This window comes from Sinorhizobium sp. NG07B (assembly GCF_002532005.1).
GTDB lineage: Bacteria > Pseudomonadota > Alphaproteobacteria > Rhizobiales > Rhizobiaceae > Sinorhizobium > Sinorhizobium fredii_C.
On the sequence record NZ_NWTD01000006.1, the window covers coordinates 1 to 18139 of the forward strand.

The following is an 18139-nucleotide window of genomic DNA, read 5'->3' on the forward strand; positions in this document are numbered from 1 at the left end:
ATCGTCGCCATCAACAAGGACGAGGAGGCGCCGATCTTCCAGGTCGCCGACTACGGCCTCGTCGCCGATCTCTTCGATGTCCTGCCGGAACTGGAAAAGGCGCTTTGAGGGCGCCGCACTCGGGCACGAAAAGGGCTGGAAAATCTGCCGGGTTGGCATTAACAATCGTACCGGGCCGTACCATCGGCCCGGTTTTTTGCATCTTCGGCAGCGCCGCTGCCGAGATTTCCTAAAGTGGATGTTCGCTTCGATGATCAAGACAATCGGAATTATTGGCGCGGGGCAAATGGGCTGCGGCATTGCCCATGTTTCAGCAGCCGCCGGTTACAAGGTACAGCTCTACGATATTGCTGCTGACCGCATCGAAGCAGGGCTGGCGACCATCAACGGCAACCTCGCCCGCCAGGTTTCCTCCGGCAAGATGAGCGACGACGACCGCAAGAGGGCGCTGTCGCTGATGAAGGGCTCGACAGATATCAACGATCTTTCGCAGGCCGATCTCGTAATCGAGGCGGTCACCGAAGACGAAACCGTCAAGCGCAAGATCTACGGCCAGGTTTGTCCGATCATGAAGGCGGACGCGCTGCTTGCCACCAACACCTCGTCGCTGTCGATCACCCGGCTCGCCTCGGCGACCGACCGTCCCGAACGCTTCATGGGCATCCACTTCATGAACCCGGTTCCGGTGATGAAGCTGGTGGAACTCGTGCGCGGCATCGCCACCGACGAGGAGACGTTCCGGACGGCCAAGGAATTCGTCGCCCATCTCGACAAGACCGTCACGGTCGCCGAGGACTTCCCCGCCTTCATCGTCAACCGCATCCTGCTGCCGATGATCAACGAGGCGATCTACACGCTCTACGAGGGCGTCGGCACGGTCGATGCCATCGACACGGCGATGAAGCTCGGCGCCAATCATCCGATGGGGCCGCTACAGCTCGCCGATTTCATCGGCCTCGATACCTGTCTGTCAATCATGCAGGTGCTGCACGACGGCCTCGCCGATTCGAAATACCGTCCCTGCCCGCTGCTGGTGAAATATGTCGAGGCCGGCTGGCTCGGCCGCAAGTCCGGCCGCGGCTTCTACGATTATCGCGGCGACGTTCCGGTCCCGACGCGCTGAGGCCCGCGATATCGCTTAACTTTCCGGAGGCGGCGCTATCGCCACCTCGATCAGCCGCTTCGCATCGTCGCTGTCCCAGGCGGCCGGCCCGTTCATCGAACCGATAAGGCAACCCTTCTCGTCGATCAGCAGGGTGGCCGGCAGACCGAAGGCAAGCCCCTCCTTCTTCAGCGTGTTGAAGACGCCCATCGAGGCGTCGCGATAATAGCGCAGGTCTTTGACCCCGATCTCGTCGAGGAAGGCCTTCGGCTTGTCGTCGCCACCGGTGTCGATGTTGACCGCGACGACCTCGAAGCGATGGCCGCCAAGCGCCCCCTGCAGCCCGTCAAGCGCTGGCATCTCCTCGCGGCAGGGCAGGCACCAGGTTGCCCAGAGATTGACGAGCAGCGTCTTGCCGGCAAAAGAGGCGAGCGTCAGCGGCTTTCCGTCCGGCCCCGTGAAGTCGAGACCGCCAATCGGCCGCGGATTGGCGGCCGGTGTCATCGCCGCCACCTGGCCGCGCATCAGCGGCGTCAGCGCTGCCACCTTTTCGCCGGCGAGCGGGCAGCTTGCGTCCGCCGTCGGCGCCGCGCCGCCATTGCCAGACCCGGTCTCCTTCACGTATACCGCAGCCGCACCGGCGATCACGCCAAATAGGGCAGCGAGCGCGAACAACTTCACGGCCGGAGGACGTTTCTTCTGGTCTTGCATTTCATTCTCCAAAGGCGGGCATTCCGATGGCTGACGGCAGTTCCGAGACGAAATCCTCCAACCAGATGTGGGGCGGACGCTTCGCCTCGGGCCCGGACGCGATCATGGAGGAGATAAATGCCTCGATCGGCTTCGACAAGAAGCTCTATGCCCAGGACATCCGCGGCTCAATAGCGCACGCCACGATGCTCGCGCATCAGGGCATCATTTCCGCCGAGGACAAAGACAAGATCGTTCACGGCCTCGGCACGATCCTGTCAGAGATCGAAAGCGGCGCCTTCGAGTTCTCGCGCCGGCTCGAAGACATTCACATGAACATCGAAGCGCGGCTGGCGACGCTGATCGGCCCCGCCGCCGGACGCCTGCATACGGCACGCTCGCGCAACGACCAGGTGGCGCTCGATTTCCGCCTCTGGGTGAAGGAAGAACTGCAGAGGACCGAAAGGGCCCTGACAGCGCTGATCGGCGCCTTTCTCGACCGGGCGGAAGAGCATGCCGACACGGTGATGCCGGGCTTCACCCATCTGCAGACGGCCCAGCCGGTGACCTTCGGCCACCATTGCATGGCCTATGTCGAGATGTTCGGCCGCGACCGCTCGCGCGTCCGCCACGCGATCGAGCATATGGACGAAAGCCCGATCGGCGCCGCCGCCCTTGCCGGCACCGGCTTCCCGATCGACCGGCACATGACGGCGAAGGCACTCGGCTTCCGCGAGCCGACCCGCAACTCGATCGATACGGTCTCCGATCGCGACTTCGCACTGGAATTCCTGTCTATCGCCGCAATCGCCGCCACGCACCTGTCGCGTCTTGCCGAAGAGATCGTTATCTGGTCGACGCCGCAATTCGGCTTCATCCGCCTGTCGGATGCCTTCTCGACCGGTTCTTCGATCATGCCGCAGAAGAAGAACCCGGATGCCGCCGAGCTCGTGCGCGCCAAGACCGGCCGCATCAACGGCTCGCTGATTGCGCTTCTGACGGTGATGAAAGGGCTGCCGCTCGCCTATTCCAAGGACATGCAGGAGGACAAGGAACAGGTCTTCGACGCGGCCGAAAGCCTCGAACTGGCGATCGCGGCGATGACCGGCATGGTCCGCGACATGACGATCCGCGCCGACCAGATGAAGGCCGCCGCCGGTTCCGGCTATTCGACCGCCACCGACCTTGCCGACTGGCTGGTCCGCGCGGCGGGCCTTCCGTTCCGCGATGCGCATCACGTGACCGGAAAAGCCGTCGCACTTGCCGAAGAGAAGGGCTGCGATCTCGCTGACCTCCCGCTTGCCGAACTCACGGCGATCAACCCCGCCATTACCGACAAGGTCTTCGACGTGCTGACCGTCGAAGCGTCCGTCGCGAGCCGCACCAGCTTCGGCGGCACCGCACCGGCCGAGGTGCGCAAGCAGATTGCCTGGTGGCGGGCGCGCAATTAGTGGATTCGCTGCCGCCGGCGCGCCCCTAATCCCGCTGCCGCGACCTTCTCCCCGCACGCGGGGAGAAGGCTAGGGTGAGGCAGCGATATGCATTGAAACGTAGACATCTGCGCACACAAACAGGGTGCACAAGTCGCTGAAAAACCGATAAGAGACCGCTCTATCTAAGATCAATCGGCTTCAGCTTCGGCGAGGGACATGACGATGACATCCACCAAGGCGGCCCGGCTTGCGCTCCTGTTGGCAATTCCGGGGCTGGTTCTGACCGGCTGCGGGCGCAAGGGCGATCTCGACCGGCCGGGCGCCACCACGGCGATCAACACGAAGGCGCCCGCCGGCACCGCCGAACCGAAGGAGACGGTCGAGGACCGCCCCTTCCTGCTTGATCCCCTCCTCTAAGCGAGCGACACCCCCGTGAACCATTTCGACTATCGCGACGGAATTCTTTACGCCGAAGACGTCCCAGTAACGGATATCGCCCGCGCCGTCGGCACGCCCTTCTATTGCTATTCCACCGCGACGCTCGAGCGACACTACCGGGTGTTCGCAAGGGCCTTCGCCGACGTCGATGCGATGGTCTGCTATGCGGTGAAGGCCAATTCCAACCAGGCCGTGCTGAAGACGCTCGGCCGCCTCGGCGCCGGCGTCGACGTGGTCTCCGAGGGCGAGCTCCGCCGGGCGCTCGCCGCCGGCATTCCTGCAGAGCGGATCATGTTTTCCGGCGTCGGCAAGACGCCGCGCGAAATGGACCTCGGGCTCGAGGCCGGCATCTATTGCTTCAACGTCGAATCCGAGCCGGAGCTGGAGATCCTCAACCAGCGGGCCGTCCGCGCCGGCAAAAAGGCGCATGTCTCCTTCCGCATCAATCCGGACGTCGACGCTCGGACGCACGCCAAGATCTCGACCGGCAAGAAGGAAAACAAGTTCGGCATTTCCTGGGAGCGGGCGCGGGCCGTCTATGCCCATGCCGCGACGCTCCCCGGCATCAAGGTGACCGGAATCGACATGCATATCGGCAGCCAGATCACCGAGCTGCAGCCCTTCGACGATGCCTTCAAGCTGCTGCGCGAACTGGTCGATACGCTGCGCTCGGATGGCCACGACATCAACCATGTGGATATCGGCGGCGGCCTCGGTATCCCCTACCGGGAAGACAACAATCCGCCGCCGCTCCCCGATGCCTATGCGGACATCGTCAAGAACCAGCTGAAGGGCCTCGACTGCAAGATCGTCACCGAGCCGGGCCGGCTGATTGTCGGCAATGCCGGCATTCTCGTCACGGAAGTCATTTATGTGAAGGATGGCGGCGAAAAGACCTTCGTAATCGTCGATGGCGCGATGAACGACCTGATCCGCCCGACGCTATACGAAGCCTATCACGAGATCAGGCCGGTGAAGATTTCTGCGGCCAATGCGCCGCGCATCAAGGCCGACGTCGTCGGCCCGGTCTGCGAGACGGGCGACTATCTGGCGCTCGACCGGGAGATGGCGATGCCGAAGCCGGGCGATCTCTTCGCCATCGGTTCAGCGGGCGCCTACGGAGCGGTCCAGGCCAGCACCTATAACAGCCGCCTTCTGGTCCCCGAGGTACTCGTCAAGGCCGATCGATTCCACGTGATCCGCCCGCGCGAGGACTACGACGATTTGATCGGCCTCGACTCGGTGCCGGATTGGCTTGACTGATCCCCGGCGTAGATCTTTCGACGGGCCGCGCCTCGGCGCGATCACGGTTTGTTTTTCTTGTCGCCCTCGCCTTCGCCACAAAGGATGTTATCCTGACCTTTGACCGCCGCGGCGGTCAAAGGGATCGAAAGGGAACTTGGGCGGATGACGCAATTCCGGCAGGATGAAACGCCACAACCGAAGTCACTCGGCAGAATGCTGGCGACGAAGCGGTTCCTGGCACGCCTGATCCTGCTTTCCGAGCAGCTCCTGCCCCGTGCGCTCGCCCCGGCCTCGCTCGTTCTCCTCTTCCTCTCAGCTGGCTGGCTCGGCCTTTTTCGTGTCGCGCCGTTCTGGCTGCACGTCGTGGTACTGCTCGCCTTCGCCGCCGGGCTTTTCCTGACGCTGCTGCCGCTCACTCGCGTTCGCTGGCCGGAGATCGCCGAAGCCGACCGGATGCTCGAAGACCGCAATCGGCTGCCGCATCAGGCGATCCGCGTGCAGGATGACGCGCCGGCGACGGAGGGAGCCGTTGGTGCGGCACTCTGGCACGAGCACCAGGCACGCATGGCGCGTCTCGTCCACGGCCTCGATACGGGCCTGCCACGTCCCGACGTTGCGAGACACGATCCCCTAGCACTCAGAGCCGTGCCGATCCTCATCGCCTGCGTCGCCTTCGCCTATTCCTATTCGAACCGCGCCGGCCTGGCGTCGGATGCGTTTCGGCTGCCCGAACGGCAGGTCGCTGCTCCCGACATCCGAATCGACGCATGGGTGACGCCGCCGGCCTATACCGGCCGCGCACCGATTTTCCTGACCGGCCGGGAGGATACGGCAGCCGCCGACAGGCAGGCTGCGATCACCATTCCGCAGTTCAGCGACGTCACGGTCCGGGTAACCGGCGCCGGCCAGGAGACGCAGGTCAGCTATGCCGACACGGGCAGCCCTCAGCCGACGATCATCCCGGCCGTGGCCGGCAAGCCGTCGCCGCAGCAGCCGGCGGAAGCGGCCGGCACGCCGGCGAACGGCGCCCGCAGCCATCTCTTCGAGATCACCCGCGACGGGACGCTTTCCGTTGCCGGACAGCGCTGGAATTTCAAGATCATTCCCGACAGCGTCCCCGGCATCGCCTTCGATGGTGCTCCCCGTCCGACGGCGAACGCTTCGCTGGAGATAAGCTTCCTCGCCCATGACGACTACGGCATCGCCCAGGCCTGGGCAGAGATCAAGCCTCTGGACGAACCGGCTGCCGGCGCCAGGCCGCTCTATCCACCACCGGAATACCGCCTCGACCTGCCCCGCCGCAACCCGCGCGATGCCAAGGGAACGACCAGCCGGAACTTGAGCGAACATCCGCTTTCCGGCAAGCGCGTCGAGATCACTCTCGTCGCCCGCGACGCCGCCGGCCAGGAAGGGCGAAGCGTGCCGGAGGAAATGGTGTTGCCGGCGCGGCGCTTCTTCGAGCCGCTGGCCGCAGCGGTCGCCGAACAGCGGCAGGTCTTCGCGCTCGACGCCAACCAGCTCCCCCATGCCATCGATCTCAACGATGCGCTGACGCTCTATCCCGAGGAGACGATCCCGAACCTCACCCATTTCCTGCTGATCCAGTCGGCCCGGACGCGGATGGAGCTCGCCCGCAACGACGATATGCTGCGCGACGCGGCCGAGCATCTCTGGGAAATCGCCCTCGGCATCGAGGATGGCGACCTGTCGCTCGCCGAGCGCCGGCTGCGCGATGCCCAGCAGGCGCTCTCCGATGCGCTCGAACGCAACGCCTCGGATGAGGAGATCGCCAGGCTGATGCAGGAGTTGCGTCAGGCGATGCAGGAATATATGCGCGCGCTCGCCGAGCAGGCGGCCAAAAATCCGGCGATCGCCGCCAATCCGGACATGAACAATGTGCTGCGCCAGCAGGATCTGGAAAAGATGATGGACCAGATCGAGAACCTGGCGCGCTCCGGAGCGCGCGATCAGGCGCGCCAGCTTCTGTCCGAACTACAGCGGATGATGAACAATCTGCAGGCCGGCCGAATGCAACAGGGCGGCGAGCAGAACAGCGCCATGCGCCAGCAGATGGACAAGCTCGGCCAGCTGATGCAGCAGCAGCAGCAGCTGATGGACGAAACATTCAAGCTGGACCAGGCGCTGCGTGACCGGATGCAGCGCGGCGATCCGCTGCAGGGCGAGGACAACGAGCTGTTCGGCCAGGACATGCCCCAGGATCCCGGACAGCAGGGCGACCCGAACGGACAGCCGAACCCGCTCGACGAGATGACCGCCGAGCAGCTGAAGGAAGCCTTGAGGCAGCTCAGAGAGCAGCAGGAGGCGCTCGGCAAGCAGCTGGGCGATCTGCAAAAGGGCCTGGAGGAACTCGGCATAAAGCCCGGCAAGGGCTTCGGCCAGGCCGGGCGCGAAATGAAGGACGCCGCGGGCGCCCTCGGCCAGGGCCAGGGCGAACGGGCGGTTGGCAGCCAGGGCCGGGCGCTGCAGGCGCTGCGCGAAGGCGCCCAGGACATGATGAACCAGATGCAGGCCCAGGGTCAGGGGCCCGGCCCCGGGCAAGGTGTGCCGCAATACGGCCAGAACGGGCGCGATCCGCTCGGGCGCCGCCAGCAGAACGCCGGACCGGATTTCGGCGACCAGGTGAAGGTGCCGGACGAGATCGACACGCAGCGCGCCCGCCAGATCCTGGACGCGATCCGGCGCAAGCTCGGCGACAACCTCTCGCCCGAAGTCGAGCGGCTATATCTGGAGCGCTTGCTCGATATGCGCTGAGGCCCCGCCCGAGCAGGGCCTCAGGAAAGCCTCAGGCCGCCAGGGCGTGCGCAACCGCCTTGCGGATGTCAGGCAAGGAAAATGGCTTGGAAATCACATCCACCACCTTGCCAGTGAGATCGTCGGTGCGCTCGCGCTGCTCGGCATAGCCGGTCATCAGCAAGATCTTGAGCTTGGGAAAGGCCGCCGATGCCTGATGCACGAGTTCGATGCCGTCCATGACCGGCATTCGGATATCGGAAAGCAGCAGGTCGAAGCGCTGGTCCTTGAGGCAGGCGAGCCCGTCGGCACCATCCCCGGCCTCAACCGTTTCGTGTCCATCGAGTTGCAGCGCCCGCGCCACGAACGAGCGCAAGGCATCCTCATCCTCGGTAATCAGGATTTTCGCCATCATGGCCTCCCGTATTCGCTCTCACGGAGCGCCGGCGTCGTTCGCAAGGAAGACGCTCTACGTCGTTGAACATCCGTATCCACGCCGCCTGCGGCCGTGACACCGTTCCAACCAAACAGGTTTTTGTTTGCTTTCGGTAAACGCGATCTCATCGATTTTCAGCATCTCGCGCTTCCAGGTAGAGAAAGGGCGAATACTCGCCCATCAGGCGCAAGCAATCATTGCCCTCCCCGCAAAGAGTGAAACCGGGGTATCGGAGGCCGGAGAGACGCTATTCCGCGTCGCCGGTGACCACGCCGACGAAGGGCAGTTCGCGGAAGGCATAGGCGACGTCCATGCCGTAGCCCACCACGAAGTGATCGGGGCATTCGAAGCCGACATAATCGGCCTCCAAGTCGACGCGGCGCTTCATGCGCTTGTCGAGCAGTACGGCGATCGTCACGTGGCGGGCGCCGCGTTCGTAGAGCAGGTCCTTGGCAAAGCGCAACGTCCGCCCGGATTCGAGAATATCGTCGATCAAGAGAACGTCGCGATCGTGCACGTCGCTGTCGATATCCTTGGTGATCTTCACGCCCTTGGATTTGGTCCCCTTGCCGTAGCTTGACAGCGTGATGAACTCGACCTCCGGCGCAAGCCCCGCCCCGTGCATGGCACGGATGAGATCGGCCGCAAAGATGAAGGAGCCCTTGAGGATCGAGATGACGAGGAGGTCCTTGTGCGGCCCGCGCATGATCTCTTCCGCCATGTCTCGATTGCGACTGGCGATCGCCTCGGGGCTATAGAGGATCTCGATATTCTTGCCGCGAACGACGGGCATGGCGGGTCTCCGTTTCTGAAGGAAGAACGCCTGCCCTCCCTTTCCAGCGCCGATTAGCACAATCAGCGAGGCGAAACACTGTTTTCCGCAAAGGAAACGGCGACTTCAGGCATTTTTCCGCCCGCATAGGGAAGCCGGGTGACGAAGCGGCGGCTTTCACCCGGCGCGATGGCCGCGCCTTCGTGCATCAGCCGCGTCGCCGTCACCGGCCGTCCGTTGCTCATCACTTCGACGACCACAGGCGGCAGACGCTGTTCGAGATCGGAGCGGTTGTCGATGGCCCCATAGACGGAAAGCACGCGCATGCCGCCGGTATAATCGAGTGAGGTCGTGACCGCCTCGATGGCCAGCGGACGGGCATCCGCCTCGTCGTGCCCCCCGAGCCCTGCCACCAATAGGAAGGCCGTGAGGCCAAGGCCGGCGGCGAGGGCGGCGAAACGCCGCGCCGGCATCGCACGCAGTTTCACCTCCGCAGTCGCTAGGAGCCGCGCCGCTGCCCCGCTTCGAATGGTCGTCGTCGGAGGCGGAACGGGGCGCGCTGCCGATCGCCGATTGTCGTTGAAGACCGGATAAGGGCCGCGCCGCGGACCAGGAGCGACGGTCTCGAATTCGACGTCGACATAGTCGCGTTTCCTGCCCGGGGGATTGTCCGCGCGCGGCACGCGCTCCGGCGGAAGGAGGTCGATACCGGCGGTCTTCGTGCGAAATGCCTGCATGGGGCTCTCCCATCGGAGTGCCGCGCCCTTCTACGCCGGGCGCGCCAAGCTCGCGGCAAGACCCTGCAAAAACAAGGCATTGCATCAAATCCTCACGGAACGTAAATCGGAATGGTTAATGTTTCGGAAAGAGCCGCGAAAGCGGCGTGTTTTCCTGGGACATTAACCGTCGCTTAACCATGGTTCCGCACTCGGTTTTGCCTTGGCAGGCGCGCTGTCCTACTGCATGGTCCTTCAATCGGCACCGCAGTTCAAAGCGATGCAGCGCGCTTCGTGTGCGCCCGGCGGGCGCAAGGACGCCTGGATGTGCGAACGGCCGGTTGCGGCGGTTGTCGAGGATTGTGACGAGAGATTGGACTGTCCCGTTGATTCATTTCGAGAATGTCGGATTGCGCTATGGCATGGGGCCGGAAATTCTCCGGGACCTGACGTTCGACATTCCGCGTCGGTCCTTTCAATTCCTGACCGGCCCATCAGGAGCCGGCAAGACGACGCTGCTGCGGCTGCTGTTCCTGTCGCTGAAGCCGACGCGCGGGCTCATTCGCATGTTCGACCGCAACATATCCTCCATTCCGCGCGAGGAATTTCCGATGCTGCGGCGACGCATCGGCATCGTCTTCCAGGACTTCCGCCTTCTCGACCACCTGACGACCTATGAGAACGTCGCCCTGCCGCTGAGGGTCCGCGGCAAGGAGGAGACGAGCTATCGCTCGGACGTGCTCGAGCTTCTCAAATGGGTCGGTCTTGGCGAGCGCATCAATGTGCTGCCGCCGGTGCTTTCCGGCGGCGAAAAGCAGCGCGCCGCGATCGCCCGGGCGCTGATCGACCGCCCGGAAATCCTGCTCGCCGACGAACCGACCGGCAATGTCGATCCGCCGATGGCAAGGCGGCTGTTGAACCTTTTCCTCGAACTGAACAGGCTCGGCACCGCCGTGGTGATCGCCACGCACGACCTGTCGCTGATGGACCAGGTCGAGGCCCGGCGCATGATCCTTTCACAGGGGCGGCTCGATATCTATGAATGAGCAGCGCCCCCGCCGCGAGCCAGACCCGCCGCCGCAGCAGCGCCGCAGCGAGATGCGCGTGCGCCCGACCGGGCCGATCGTACCCTCCGCCAATGTCTCCGGCCATGCCTTGATGTGCGTCATTGCCATCATGTCGTTCCTCGCCTGCCTGACGCTCGGCGGCGTCAGCATGGTGCGCGCGACGGCGCAAAGCTGGCAATCGCAGATTTCTCGCGAGATCACCATCCAGATCAAGCCGGACGAGAACCTGGACATGGAGAAGGCGCTCGCCGACGCGCGCGACCTCGCCTTGACCTTCCCCGGCACGACGGGCGGCAACATCATCGACCGCGCCGCAACGGCCCGCCTCCTCGAACCCTGGCTCGGCAGCGGCCTCAACCTCGACGAACTGCCGGTGCCGCGGCTCGTGGTGATAACCATCGACGAAAACGACCCGCCGGATTTTTCCGCCATGCGAAAGGCCTTGACGGAGACGATTCCCGAGGCGTTTCTCGACGACCATCGCACGTGGGTAGACCGCCTGGTCGCCATGGCCAACACCACGACAATGATCGGGACCGGCGTTCTGGCGCTTGTCTTTTCGGCCATGGTGCTGACCGTCGTGTTCGCCACCCGCGGCGCCCTTTCCGGCAATCGCCACATCGTCGAGGTCCTGCATTTCGTCGGGGCAGAGGCGGGCTTCGTGGCGTCCGAGTTCCAGAAGCACTTCCTCAGAATCAGCCTCAAAGGCGCCGGCGCCGGCGGGCTGCTCGCGGCGCTGTCATTCGCCATCGCCGGTTTCTGGCAATCGCAGACGCTCGCAACCCCCGAAACGGACCAGGCGACCGCCCTCTTCGGCACCTTTGCGATCGGCTACACCGGCTATCTGGGCATCTTCGCGATCATCATCGTCATCGCCTTGCTGACGACGCTGACGGCGCGGCTGACCGTCACCCGGACGATCTACGAAATCGACCTTATCCGCTCGGACCCCGGCCGGACGGATACCTATCAGAGCTGACCCCTCTCGTGGGCTTTCCAAAACCGTGAATCTCCCCCGACCGATCTATCCCCTGCCGCAATCGGCGGCTATGTGAGAGAATCATAATGGGTGAGAAGCTTCGCGAGAGCGGAATGGCCGATAGGGGCAAATGGCGAGACAGGGCCGCGCGCCGCCGTCGGTCTCGCAGCCTGCTGCGCAAAATCCTGCGGCGCGGCTTTTTCGTGCTGCTCGCCTTTCTCGCCATCTTCGTCGCCGGCTTCCTGCACTTCGCCGATACGGTCGCCTCGCTGCAGCCGCCGGCCACACCCAGAGCGGATGCAATCGTCGTGCTGACCGGCGGCTTCCAGCGGATAGACCAGGCGGTCGAACTGCTGAAATCCGGCGCCGGCAACCGGCTTCTGATCTCCGGCGTCAATCCGGCGACGACGGAGAGCCAGATACGCCGCAACACGCAAAGTTCGGCCGATCTCTTCAAGTGCTGCGTCGATATCGGCCATGAAGCAGTCGACACGATTGGCAACGCGACCGAGGCCGGGCAGTGGATCCTGGACCGCGGCTATCGGAGCGTCCTCGTCGTCACCAACAACTACCATATGCCCCGCAGCCTGCTCGAACTGCGCCGGGTTCGGCCGGACACGCAGTTCATCGCCTATCCGGTCGTCAATTCGGATCTGAAGACATCCAACTGGCTGCGCAATCCGCTCTTCATCAAGGCCATCCTGCTCGAATACGCCAAATATTCGGTCGCCTCGCTGCGGGATCTTGTGAGCACGCACCTGACAGACAATCCGAGAACCGACGCTTCTCTCCCCGCGCCGCGGGAAGAGTAGCGCGCCGGATCCTGCAAGAACTGTTTTCCTTGCTGCGAGTTTCGTGTAGGCAGCGGAACGGCCAACCGCATCGCGGTCAGCGTCGCCTTCCATCGAGAGCCTGCCTGATGATCATCCTGCGTTCGATCCTCTTCAACCTGGTCTTCTATGCCAATCTGATCGTCCAGATGATCGTGCTGACCCCGGTCTATTTTCTCGTGCCGCGCAAGACAGCCTGGTTCGTGCCGAAGAACTGGGTGCGCAGCAACCACTGGCTCATGCAAAAGATCGTCGGGACGACCTTCGAGATCGAGGGCCTCGAGAACGTTCCACAGGGCGCCTACATCTTCGCGCCGAAGCACCAGTCCTTCTGGGACGCCTATGCGCTTCTGCCCTGGCTCGACGACCCGTTCTACATCCTGAAGCGCGAGCTGACCTGGATCCCGCTCTTCGGCTGGTACATCATCAAGCAGCGCATGGTGCCGGTAAACCGCGCCGCCCGCGGCAAGGCGATGACGGAGGTCATGGAGCGCACCAAGCGGGAAATGGCGACCGGACGCCAGCTGATCATCTATCCGGAAGGCACGCGGCGCCCGCCCGGCGCCCCGCCGGAATACAAGTACGGCATTGCCCGGCTCTACCGCGACCTGCAGGTGCCGGTCGTCCCCGTCGCCATGCATCCGGGCCTCTTCTGGCCACGCCGCAAGTTCCTGCGCTTTCCCGGCCATTTCAAGGTGCGCGTGCTGCCGCCCATCGAAGCCGGCCTTGATCCGGACGCCTTTTTGGCGAAGCTCGTCGAAGTGACCGAAGCCGCTAGCGACGAGCTCCTCGTCGAGACCGTCAAGGCCAATCCTCACCTGCCGCTGCCGCCGACGGCCAAACAGCGCCTGCGCGAACTTGGCGCGGGAAAAGTGACCGATCAGACCTGAGCCGACGCGGCTGCACCGTCGGTAAGACTGGCGGCGACTTCCTCGAGCCAATGGTCGCGGATGCCCATTTCCCTCAGATGGGCAAGCGTGTTGAGCACGTATTCCCGGTTGTTTCCCGACTTGCCCACGGCGGTTGCGACCGTGGCGGCCGCCTGCTCCGCGCTGAGCGCCCCGGCATATTGCACGTGGTTGCGGTCGATCACATAGGCGAGCGCCGGCACGCGCCGGCCGTCGGAGAGCTGCACCGGCATGGTTCGCTCCTTGTAGACCTGCGTGACCAGCTCGCGCTCGCGCAGATAATCGACCACCTCCGCCCTTTCGGCGGCAGCGACGCGAAAGGCCATGCCGATGCAGGAGCCGCCATAGTCCAGTCCGAGCACCAGGCCGGGGTGCCGCTCGGTGCCGCGATGAACCCAGGAATGGACGCAGAGGGAGCGACGATAGCCGAAAGCCCGCGCCGTCAGCTTCTCCTCGAAGCGAAAGCCCGGGTTCCACATCAGCGAGCCGTAGCCAAAGACCCAAAATTCGTCCATATCCGCTGCCATTCAACCAATGTTGCCGCAATAACCGAATCATCCTGGATAGGCGCAGCGGCCGACTGAGAACTTTCTAAAGCGGGATGGGCAAAGCTGTGAAGCGGTTTTCCGCCTGAAGCCGCTTCACCTTGTCGGGAGGCGAGCGCGCCGAAGAGTGCATGCGCATCTGCGTCGAAGTCGAGTTCTCCTTAAATCGACCTCGATTTAAGGACAAAGACATGCAGCAATTCAAAGTGCTACAGCGACCTTTGCGCGTCTGATAAGACGCGCGCTCTAGATGCCGATACTGGCCAGTAAAGTGGAGTACGCAATACCATGACGGTAACCGAGGTCGCCAAGGGCCGGCCCGCCAGCAGGAAGTTTCTCTGGCTTGCAGCAGGCATAATCCTCGTCGCCGGCCTCTATTCCGCCGCCTGGTTCGTTGCCGCCGACCAGATCGAGAAACGGTTGCCGGCCTACTTGGCGGAAAAGCAGGCGAGCGGCCTTGGCGGCGAATGCACAGATCTCGACGTGCGCGGCTTTCCGTTCAGGATCGGCCTCTTCTGCGACAAGGTGCGCCTCGACGACACCCGCCGCGGTGCGTCTGCCTCCTTCGGCGCCTTGCGGACGGCGGCACAGGTCTACCAGCCGGGACGCGCCGTCGTCGAACTCGACGGCCCCGCTGAAATCCGGGTCTCGCCCGGGGTTTCGGTGTCCGCCGATTGGACGCTGCTGCATGCAAGCCTTGCGGCGACGCTCTCGGGCATCGACCGTACGTCGATTGCCTACGACAATCTGACCGGCACGATCCGCTCGCCGCTCCTCGGCAAGGGCATAGGTTTCGGCGCCAGCCACGGGGAGATCCATCTACGCCAGAACAGCGATGATCTCGACGCGGCGCTCAGCGTCGAGAAGCTCGACCTGCGGCCCGAGGAAGGCCCGAGCCCCGCCCCGCCGGTCAATCTTGCCGCGGACCTTACGGTCACCGGTAGGGCCGACTGGCTGCGAGGCGGCGCGATCAACCCGCACATGCTGCGCGGTACCAGGGGCGAAATGCGGCAGTTGACGTTGGACGCAGGAAGCGGAATGACCGCCAAGCTCACCGGACCCTTCTCGGTAGACGATCAGGGGCTCGTTTCCGGCGAGTTCTCGCTGACCCTGGTGAACATCGACGCATGGCGCGAGAACCTGGTGAAAGCCGTTCCCGAGGAAACGGACCTCATCAACAATGTCGCCAACGTCTTGACGGCGCTCGCCGCCGGCAAGAACGAAGCGACCGTCAAGCTCAATGTGCGCGACGGCACCGCCTTTCTGGCCTTCGTTCCGATCGGTGTCCTGCCGGCGCTTTGAATCCGGAATTCAGATCTATTTCTGGTCCATGGCATGCCGGCCGAAGTCCGGCATCGCCGTATCCTGACCGGCCTGGATGATCGACCGGCGGATCGCCCGCGTACGGGTGAAGAGATCGAACAGCTTGTCGCCGTCGCCCCAGCGGATCGCGCGCTGCAGCGAGGCAAGATCCTCCGAAAAGCGCGCCAGCATTTCGAGGATCGCGTCCTTGTTGTGCAGGCAGACGTCGCGCCACATGGTCGGGTCCGAGGCGGCAAGACGGGTGAAGTCGCGGAAGCCCGAGGCGGAATATTTGATCACTTCCGACTCGGTCACGGTTGCGAGGTCGTCCGCCGTGCCGACGATGTTGTAGGCGATGATGTGCGGAAGATGCGAGACGATCGCCAGCACCATGTCGTGATGCTCCGGATCCATCTCGTCGACCATCGAGCCGAGCGCCTCCCAGAAAAGCCTGAGCTTTGCGACCGCCTCCTCGTCCGTGCCCGGCGGCGGCGTCAGGATGCACCAGCGACCGCGAAACAGTCCGGCGAAGCCGGCATCCGGACCGGAATGCTCGGTGCCGGCGATCGGGTGACCAGGCACGAAATGCACGCTGTCCGGCAGGTGCGGCGCCATCTGGGCGATCACCGATCCCTTCGTCGAGCCGACATCCGTGACGATCGCCCCTGGCTTCAGATGCGCGGCGATTTCGGCGGCGACGGCACCGGAAGCTCCGACCGGCACGGAGACGATGACGAGATCGGCATCCTTCACCGCCTCGGCGGCCGACAGCGTATAGCGATGCCCGAGGCCGAGCTCGCCGGCGCGCTTCAGGGTCGCTTCGCTGCGCGTCGACACCACGATCGTTCCGGCGAGCTGCCTGTCGAGGATGTCGCGCGCGATCGACGAGCCGATCAGGCCGATGCCGATGAGGGCGATGGTTTCGAACTGCTGAGCCATCATTTCCGTCCCATGAATTCGGTTAGTGCCGCGATCACGCCCTCATTCGCCTCTTCCGAGCCGATGGTCATGCGCAGCGCATTGGGAAAGCCGTAAGCGCTGACGGCACGCAGGATAAACCCGCGGCCGGTCAAAAAGGCATCCGCTTCCTCGGCCGATTTGCCGCCCGCCTCCTGGAAATGGATTAGCACGAAATTGGTGACCGACGGCGTGACACGGAGACCGATCGCCGCCAGGGCTTCGCTCGCCCTTGCGAGCCAGGCGAGGTTGTGATCGACCGCCGCGGCGACGAAGGCCTGGTCCCGGATCGCCGCCGCCCCGGCCGCGATCGCCGGCGCATTGAGGTTGAAGGGGCCGCGCACGCGGTCGACGGCCTCCACAATGTCGCGCGGCGCATACATCCAGCCGATGCGCAGGCCCGCAAGGCCATAGATCTTTGAGAAGGTCCGTGTCATCACCACGTTTCGGTTGGCCGAAACCAACTCCACTCCCGCCTCGTAATCGTTGCGCCGGACATATTCGGCATAAGCCGCATCGAGTACCAGAACGACGCCGGGCGGCAGCCCGGCATGGAGGCGCCGCACCTCGTCGACGGGAATATAGGTTCCCGTCGGGTTTGCCGGATTGGCGATGAAGACGATCTTTGTCCGCTCGGTGACGGCAGCGAGGATCGCGTCGACGTCGACGCGCGCGTCGCTCTCCTTGACCGTCACCGGCCTCCCGCCGGCGGCGGTGATCTGGATCTTGTAGACGAGGAACCCATGCTCGGTGACGATCCCTTCGTCGCCGGGGCCGAGATAGGTGTGGCAGAGGAGCCCCAGCAGCTCGTCCGAGCCGTTGCCGCAGAGAATATTGGCCGGGTTCAGCCCGTGAACCGCGGCAATCGCGTGTTTCAGCGCGTGAGCCTGCCCGTCCGGATAGCGCTCTAGAGTAAACGCCGCCCGCTGGAATGCCTCGATTGCGCGCGGACTCGCGCCGAGCGGCGTTTCGTTCGACGACAGCTTGTGGACCTTCGCCACGCCCGGCGCGTGTTCCCGGCCCGGCACATAGGCGGCAATGTCCAGGATGCCGGGACGCGGCTCGGGGCTCTTCAGGGCAAGGTTCATCGATCGGCTTTCGCGGGGAAGAATGCGGTCCAGCCAATACCGGGGCGCGGCAAATTTGTCGAGTGCGGCGTCGCTGCCGCGTTTACGGGGTTTTGACCTCCGGCGCCCGAATGCGGGTGCTGGGAACGCCATGCGGTGCCAGCACCGGGACGAAGACGCGGCGCGAGGCGCGCGCCGCCACCGGCAGGCCCTGATAGAGCCGCTTCTGCGCCTCGACGATGATCACCCCGGAAAACACCGGCCAGAGCGAGCGGCCGAAGCGCTCGAGACCATGGCGCAGTCGCAGGATCATCTTTCGTCTCGATGGCGGAAAGAAGAGCGCTTCGGAGCTCGCCCCCGGCGTGAAGTTGGTCTCGCGCAAAAGTGCCGTCAGCTGTCCCCGCGAATAGGGCCGGCCGGAACCGAAGGGCGTGTGCTCCATCCGCGCCCAGACACCGCGACGGTTTGGCACGACGATGACCAGCCGCCCGCCGGGAGCAAGCACGCGCCAGATCTCCTTCATCGTCTCCCGCGGGCTCTCGGCGAATTCCAGCGCATGGACCATCAGCACCCGGTCGATCGAGGCATCCGGCAGCGGCAGTTCCTCGTCGAAGACGAGCGCGGTGGAGGAGAGTTCGGCAACCGGCCAGTTCACCGCGCCTTGTCCGGCCGGCATGAAGGCGAAGGTGCGTTCGGTGTCGGCGCGGAAACGCTCGAGATAGGGAACCGCGTAGCCGAGGCCGACCAGCCGCTCTTCCGGCATGCGCGCCCAGACGGAAGCGATCGCCATGCTGACGGCTTGCTCTGCCATCCGGCCGAGCTCGGAATGATAGAATTGGCGGAGATCGACGATATCTGTATGCATGCGCAACATGTTAGCTTCGAAGCGGTAGACTTCAAG

Annotated in this window: 18 protein-coding genes and 1 pseudogene; 11 read left to right on the forward strand and 8 right to left on the reverse strand. The window is 64.2% G+C overall.

What is annotated here, in order from left to right:
- Both CO664_RS19730 and CO664_RS19735 read left to right on the forward strand, forming a co-directional pair.
- Positions 1–108: pseudogene (locus tag CO664_RS19730) on the forward strand (electron transfer flavoprotein subunit alpha/FixB family protein); the annotation flags it as partial.
- Between the two features lie 142 nt (positions 109–250).
- Positions 251–1123 carry a 3-hydroxybutyryl-CoA dehydrogenase gene (locus CO664_RS19735; RefSeq protein WP_097539789.1) on the forward strand — a complete coding sequence of 291 codons (873 nt, stop codon included), beginning with the start codon at positions 251–253 and terminating at the stop codon, positions 1121–1123.
- A 15-nt stretch (positions 1124–1138) separates the two neighbouring features.
- Here the strand turns inward: CO664_RS19735 and CO664_RS19740 are convergent, their stop codons facing one another.
- Positions 1139–1813: a TlpA disulfide reductase family protein gene (locus CO664_RS19740; protein ID WP_097539689.1), complete on the reverse strand. Its 675-nt coding sequence runs from the start codon at positions 1811–1813 to the stop codon at positions 1139–1141.
- Between the two features lie 26 nt (positions 1814–1839).
- Here CO664_RS19740 and argH point away from each other — a divergent pair, with 26 nt between their 5' ends.
- The 4 genes from argH to CO664_RS19760 all read left to right on the forward strand — a co-directional run bounded on the left by argH (position 1840) and on the right by CO664_RS19760 (position 7680).
- Complete coding sequence (argH, locus tag CO664_RS19745; protein WP_097539690.1) at positions 1840–3243, forward strand: argininosuccinate lyase; 1404 nt, start codon at positions 1840–1842, stop codon at positions 3241–3243.
- A 204-nt stretch (positions 3244–3447) separates the two neighbouring features.
- Positions 3448–3642, forward strand: coding sequence for a lipoprotein (locus tag CO664_RS19750; protein ID WP_050988264.1), 195 nt, complete (start codon positions 3448–3450; stop codon positions 3640–3642).
- Positions 3643–3657: 15 nt separating this feature from the next.
- Positions 3658–4926, forward strand: a complete 1269-nt coding sequence (lysA, locus tag CO664_RS19755) for a diaminopimelate decarboxylase (RefSeq protein ID WP_097539691.1) — start codon at positions 3658–3660, stop codon at positions 4924–4926.
- A 144-nt stretch (positions 4927–5070) separates the two neighbouring features.
- Positions 5071–7680: a TIGR02302 family protein gene (locus CO664_RS19760; RefSeq protein ID WP_097539692.1), complete on the forward strand. Its 2610-nt coding sequence runs from the start codon at positions 5071–5073 to the stop codon at positions 7678–7680.
- A gap of 31 nt (positions 7681–7711) precedes the next feature.
- On the opposite strand, the gene CO664_RS19765 is transcribed toward CO664_RS19760, so the two are convergent.
- From CO664_RS19765 to CO664_RS19775, 3 genes are all read right to left on the reverse strand, one after another.
- The gene (locus CO664_RS19765) at positions 7712–8071 is read right to left on the reverse strand and encodes a response regulator (protein ID WP_037419785.1); all 360 of its coding nucleotides are present in this window, start codon (positions 8069–8071) and stop codon (positions 7712–7714) included.
- Positions 8072–8342: 271 nt separating this feature from the next.
- Positions 8343–8888 (reverse strand): hypoxanthine phosphoribosyltransferase, encoded by a 546-nt coding sequence (gene hpt, locus CO664_RS19770; protein ID WP_097539693.1) that lies wholly within the window; start codon positions 8886–8888, stop codon positions 8343–8345.
- A gap of 62 nt (positions 8889–8950) precedes the next feature.
- Entirely contained in the window at positions 8951–9604 is a 654-nt protein-coding gene (locus CO664_RS19775) for a hypothetical protein (protein ID WP_097539694.1), read from the reverse strand.
- 401 nt (positions 9605–10005) lie between these two features.
- On the opposite strand from CO664_RS19775, the gene ftsE reads away from it, so the two are divergent.
- The 4 genes from ftsE (at position 10006) to CO664_RS19795 (ending at position 13349) form a co-directional block, all read left to right on the forward strand.
- The gene (ftsE, locus tag CO664_RS19780; protein WP_234782359.1) at positions 10006–10629 is read left to right on the forward strand and encodes a cell division ATP-binding protein FtsE; all 624 of its coding nucleotides are present in this window, start codon (positions 10006–10008) and stop codon (positions 10627–10629) included.
- On the forward strand, positions 10622–11629 hold the full coding sequence (locus CO664_RS19785) for an ABC transporter permease (protein ID WP_037419800.1): 1008 nt from the start codon (positions 10622–10624) through the stop codon (positions 11627–11629). The genes ftsE and CO664_RS19785 overlap by 8 nt, the downstream gene beginning before the upstream one ends.
- 113 nt (positions 11630–11742) lie before the next feature.
- On the forward strand, positions 11743–12441 hold the full coding sequence (locus CO664_RS19790; protein WP_037420112.1) for a YdcF family protein: 699 nt from the start codon (positions 11743–11745) through the stop codon (positions 12439–12441).
- A 107-nt stretch (positions 12442–12548) separates the two neighbouring features.
- Complete coding sequence (locus tag CO664_RS19795) at positions 12549–13349, forward strand: 1-acyl-sn-glycerol-3-phosphate acyltransferase (protein ID WP_097526580.1); 801 nt, start codon at positions 12549–12551, stop codon at positions 13347–13349.
- Here the strand turns inward: CO664_RS19795 and CO664_RS19800 are convergent.
- Positions 13340–13894, reverse strand: a complete 555-nt coding sequence (locus tag CO664_RS19800) for a gamma-glutamylcyclotransferase (protein ID WP_037419802.1) — start codon at positions 13892–13894, stop codon at positions 13340–13342. The two genes, CO664_RS19795 and CO664_RS19800, sit on opposite strands and share 10 nt — an antisense overlap.
- Positions 13895–14200: 306 nt before the next feature.
- Here CO664_RS19800 and CO664_RS19810 point away from each other — a divergent pair, with 306 nt between their 5' ends.
- Positions 14201–15214 (forward strand): DUF2125 domain-containing protein, encoded by a 1014-nt coding sequence (locus CO664_RS19810; protein ID WP_037419803.1) that lies wholly within the window; start codon positions 14201–14203, stop codon positions 15212–15214.
- Positions 15215–15229: 15 nt separating this feature from the next.
- Here CO664_RS19810 and CO664_RS19815 read toward each other — a convergent pair whose 3' ends face one another.
- The 3 genes from CO664_RS19815 to CO664_RS19825 form a co-directional block, all read right to left on the reverse strand.
- On the reverse strand, positions 15230–16156 hold the full coding sequence (locus tag CO664_RS19815) for a prephenate/arogenate dehydrogenase family protein (protein ID WP_097526584.1): 927 nt from the start codon (positions 16154–16156) through the stop codon (positions 15230–15232).
- Complete coding sequence (gene hisC, locus CO664_RS19820) at positions 16153–17259, reverse strand: histidinol-phosphate transaminase (RefSeq protein WP_097526585.1); 1107 nt, start codon at positions 17257–17259, stop codon at positions 16153–16155. Before hisC ends, CO664_RS19815 begins: the two co-directional genes overlap by 4 nt.
- 82 nt (positions 17260–17341) lie before the next feature.
- Positions 17342–18112 carry a class I SAM-dependent methyltransferase gene (locus CO664_RS19825; protein WP_037419808.1) on the reverse strand — a complete coding sequence of 257 codons (771 nt, stop codon included), beginning with the start codon at positions 18110–18112 and terminating at the stop codon, positions 17342–17344.
- Positions 18113–18139 lie beyond the last annotated feature (27 nt).

Bases quoted from the DNA above. Each gene is read 5' to 3' on its own strand.
- CO664_RS19735 (WP_097539789.1), top strand. From the start codon at position 251: ATGATCAAGACAATCGGAATTATTGGCGCGGGGCAAATGGGCTGCGGC.
- ftsE (WP_234782359.1), top strand. From the start codon at position 10,006: ATGGGGCCGGAAATTCTCCGGGACCTGACGTTCGACATTCCGCGTCGG.
- CO664_RS19825 (WP_037419808.1), bottom strand. From the start codon at position 18,112: ATGTTGCGCATGCATACAGATATCGTCGATCTCCGCCAATTCTATCAT.
- CO664_RS19750 (WP_050988264.1), top strand. From the start codon at position 3,448: ATGACATCCACCAAGGCGGCCCGGCTTGCGCTCCTGTTGGCAATTCCG.
- CO664_RS19810 (WP_037419803.1), top strand. From the start codon at position 14,201: ATGACGGTAACCGAGGTCGCCAAGGGCCGGCCCGCCAGCAGGAAGTTT.
- CO664_RS19765 (WP_037419785.1), bottom strand. From the start codon at position 8,071: ATGGCGAAAATCCTGATTACCGAGGATGAGGATGCCTTGCGCTCGTTC.
- argH (WP_097539690.1), top strand. From the start codon at position 1,840: ATGGCTGACGGCAGTTCCGAGACGAAATCCTCCAACCAGATGTGGGGC.
- CO664_RS19760 (WP_097539692.1), top strand. From the start codon at position 5,071: ATGACGCAATTCCGGCAGGATGAAACGCCACAACCGAAGTCACTCGGC.
- CO664_RS19800 (WP_037419802.1), bottom strand. From the start codon at position 13,894: ATGGCAGCGGATATGGACGAATTTTGGGTCTTTGGCTACGGCTCGCTG.
- CO664_RS19775 (WP_097539694.1), bottom strand. From the start codon at position 9,604: ATGCAGGCATTTCGCACGAAGACCGCCGGTATCGACCTCCTTCCGCCG.
- CO664_RS19790 (WP_037420112.1), top strand. From the start codon at position 11,743: ATGGCCGATAGGGGCAAATGGCGAGACAGGGCCGCGCGCCGCCGTCGG.
- CO664_RS19740 (WP_097539689.1), bottom strand. From the start codon at position 1,813: ATGCAAGACCAGAAGAAACGTCCTCCGGCCGTGAAGTTGTTCGCGCTC.
- hpt (WP_097539693.1), bottom strand. From the start codon at position 8,888: ATGCCCGTCGTTCGCGGCAAGAATATCGAGATCCTCTATAGCCCCGAG.
- CO664_RS19795 (WP_097526580.1), top strand. From the start codon at position 12,549: ATGATCATCCTGCGTTCGATCCTCTTCAACCTGGTCTTCTATGCCAAT.
- CO664_RS19785 (WP_037419800.1), top strand. From the start codon at position 10,622: ATGAATGAGCAGCGCCCCCGCCGCGAGCCAGACCCGCCGCCGCAGCAG.
- CO664_RS19815 (WP_097526584.1), bottom strand. From the start codon at position 16,156: ATGATGGCTCAGCAGTTCGAAACCATCGCCCTCATCGGCATCGGCCTG.
- hisC (WP_097526585.1), bottom strand. From the start codon at position 17,259: ATGAACCTTGCCCTGAAGAGCCCCGAGCCGCGTCCCGGCATCCTGGAC.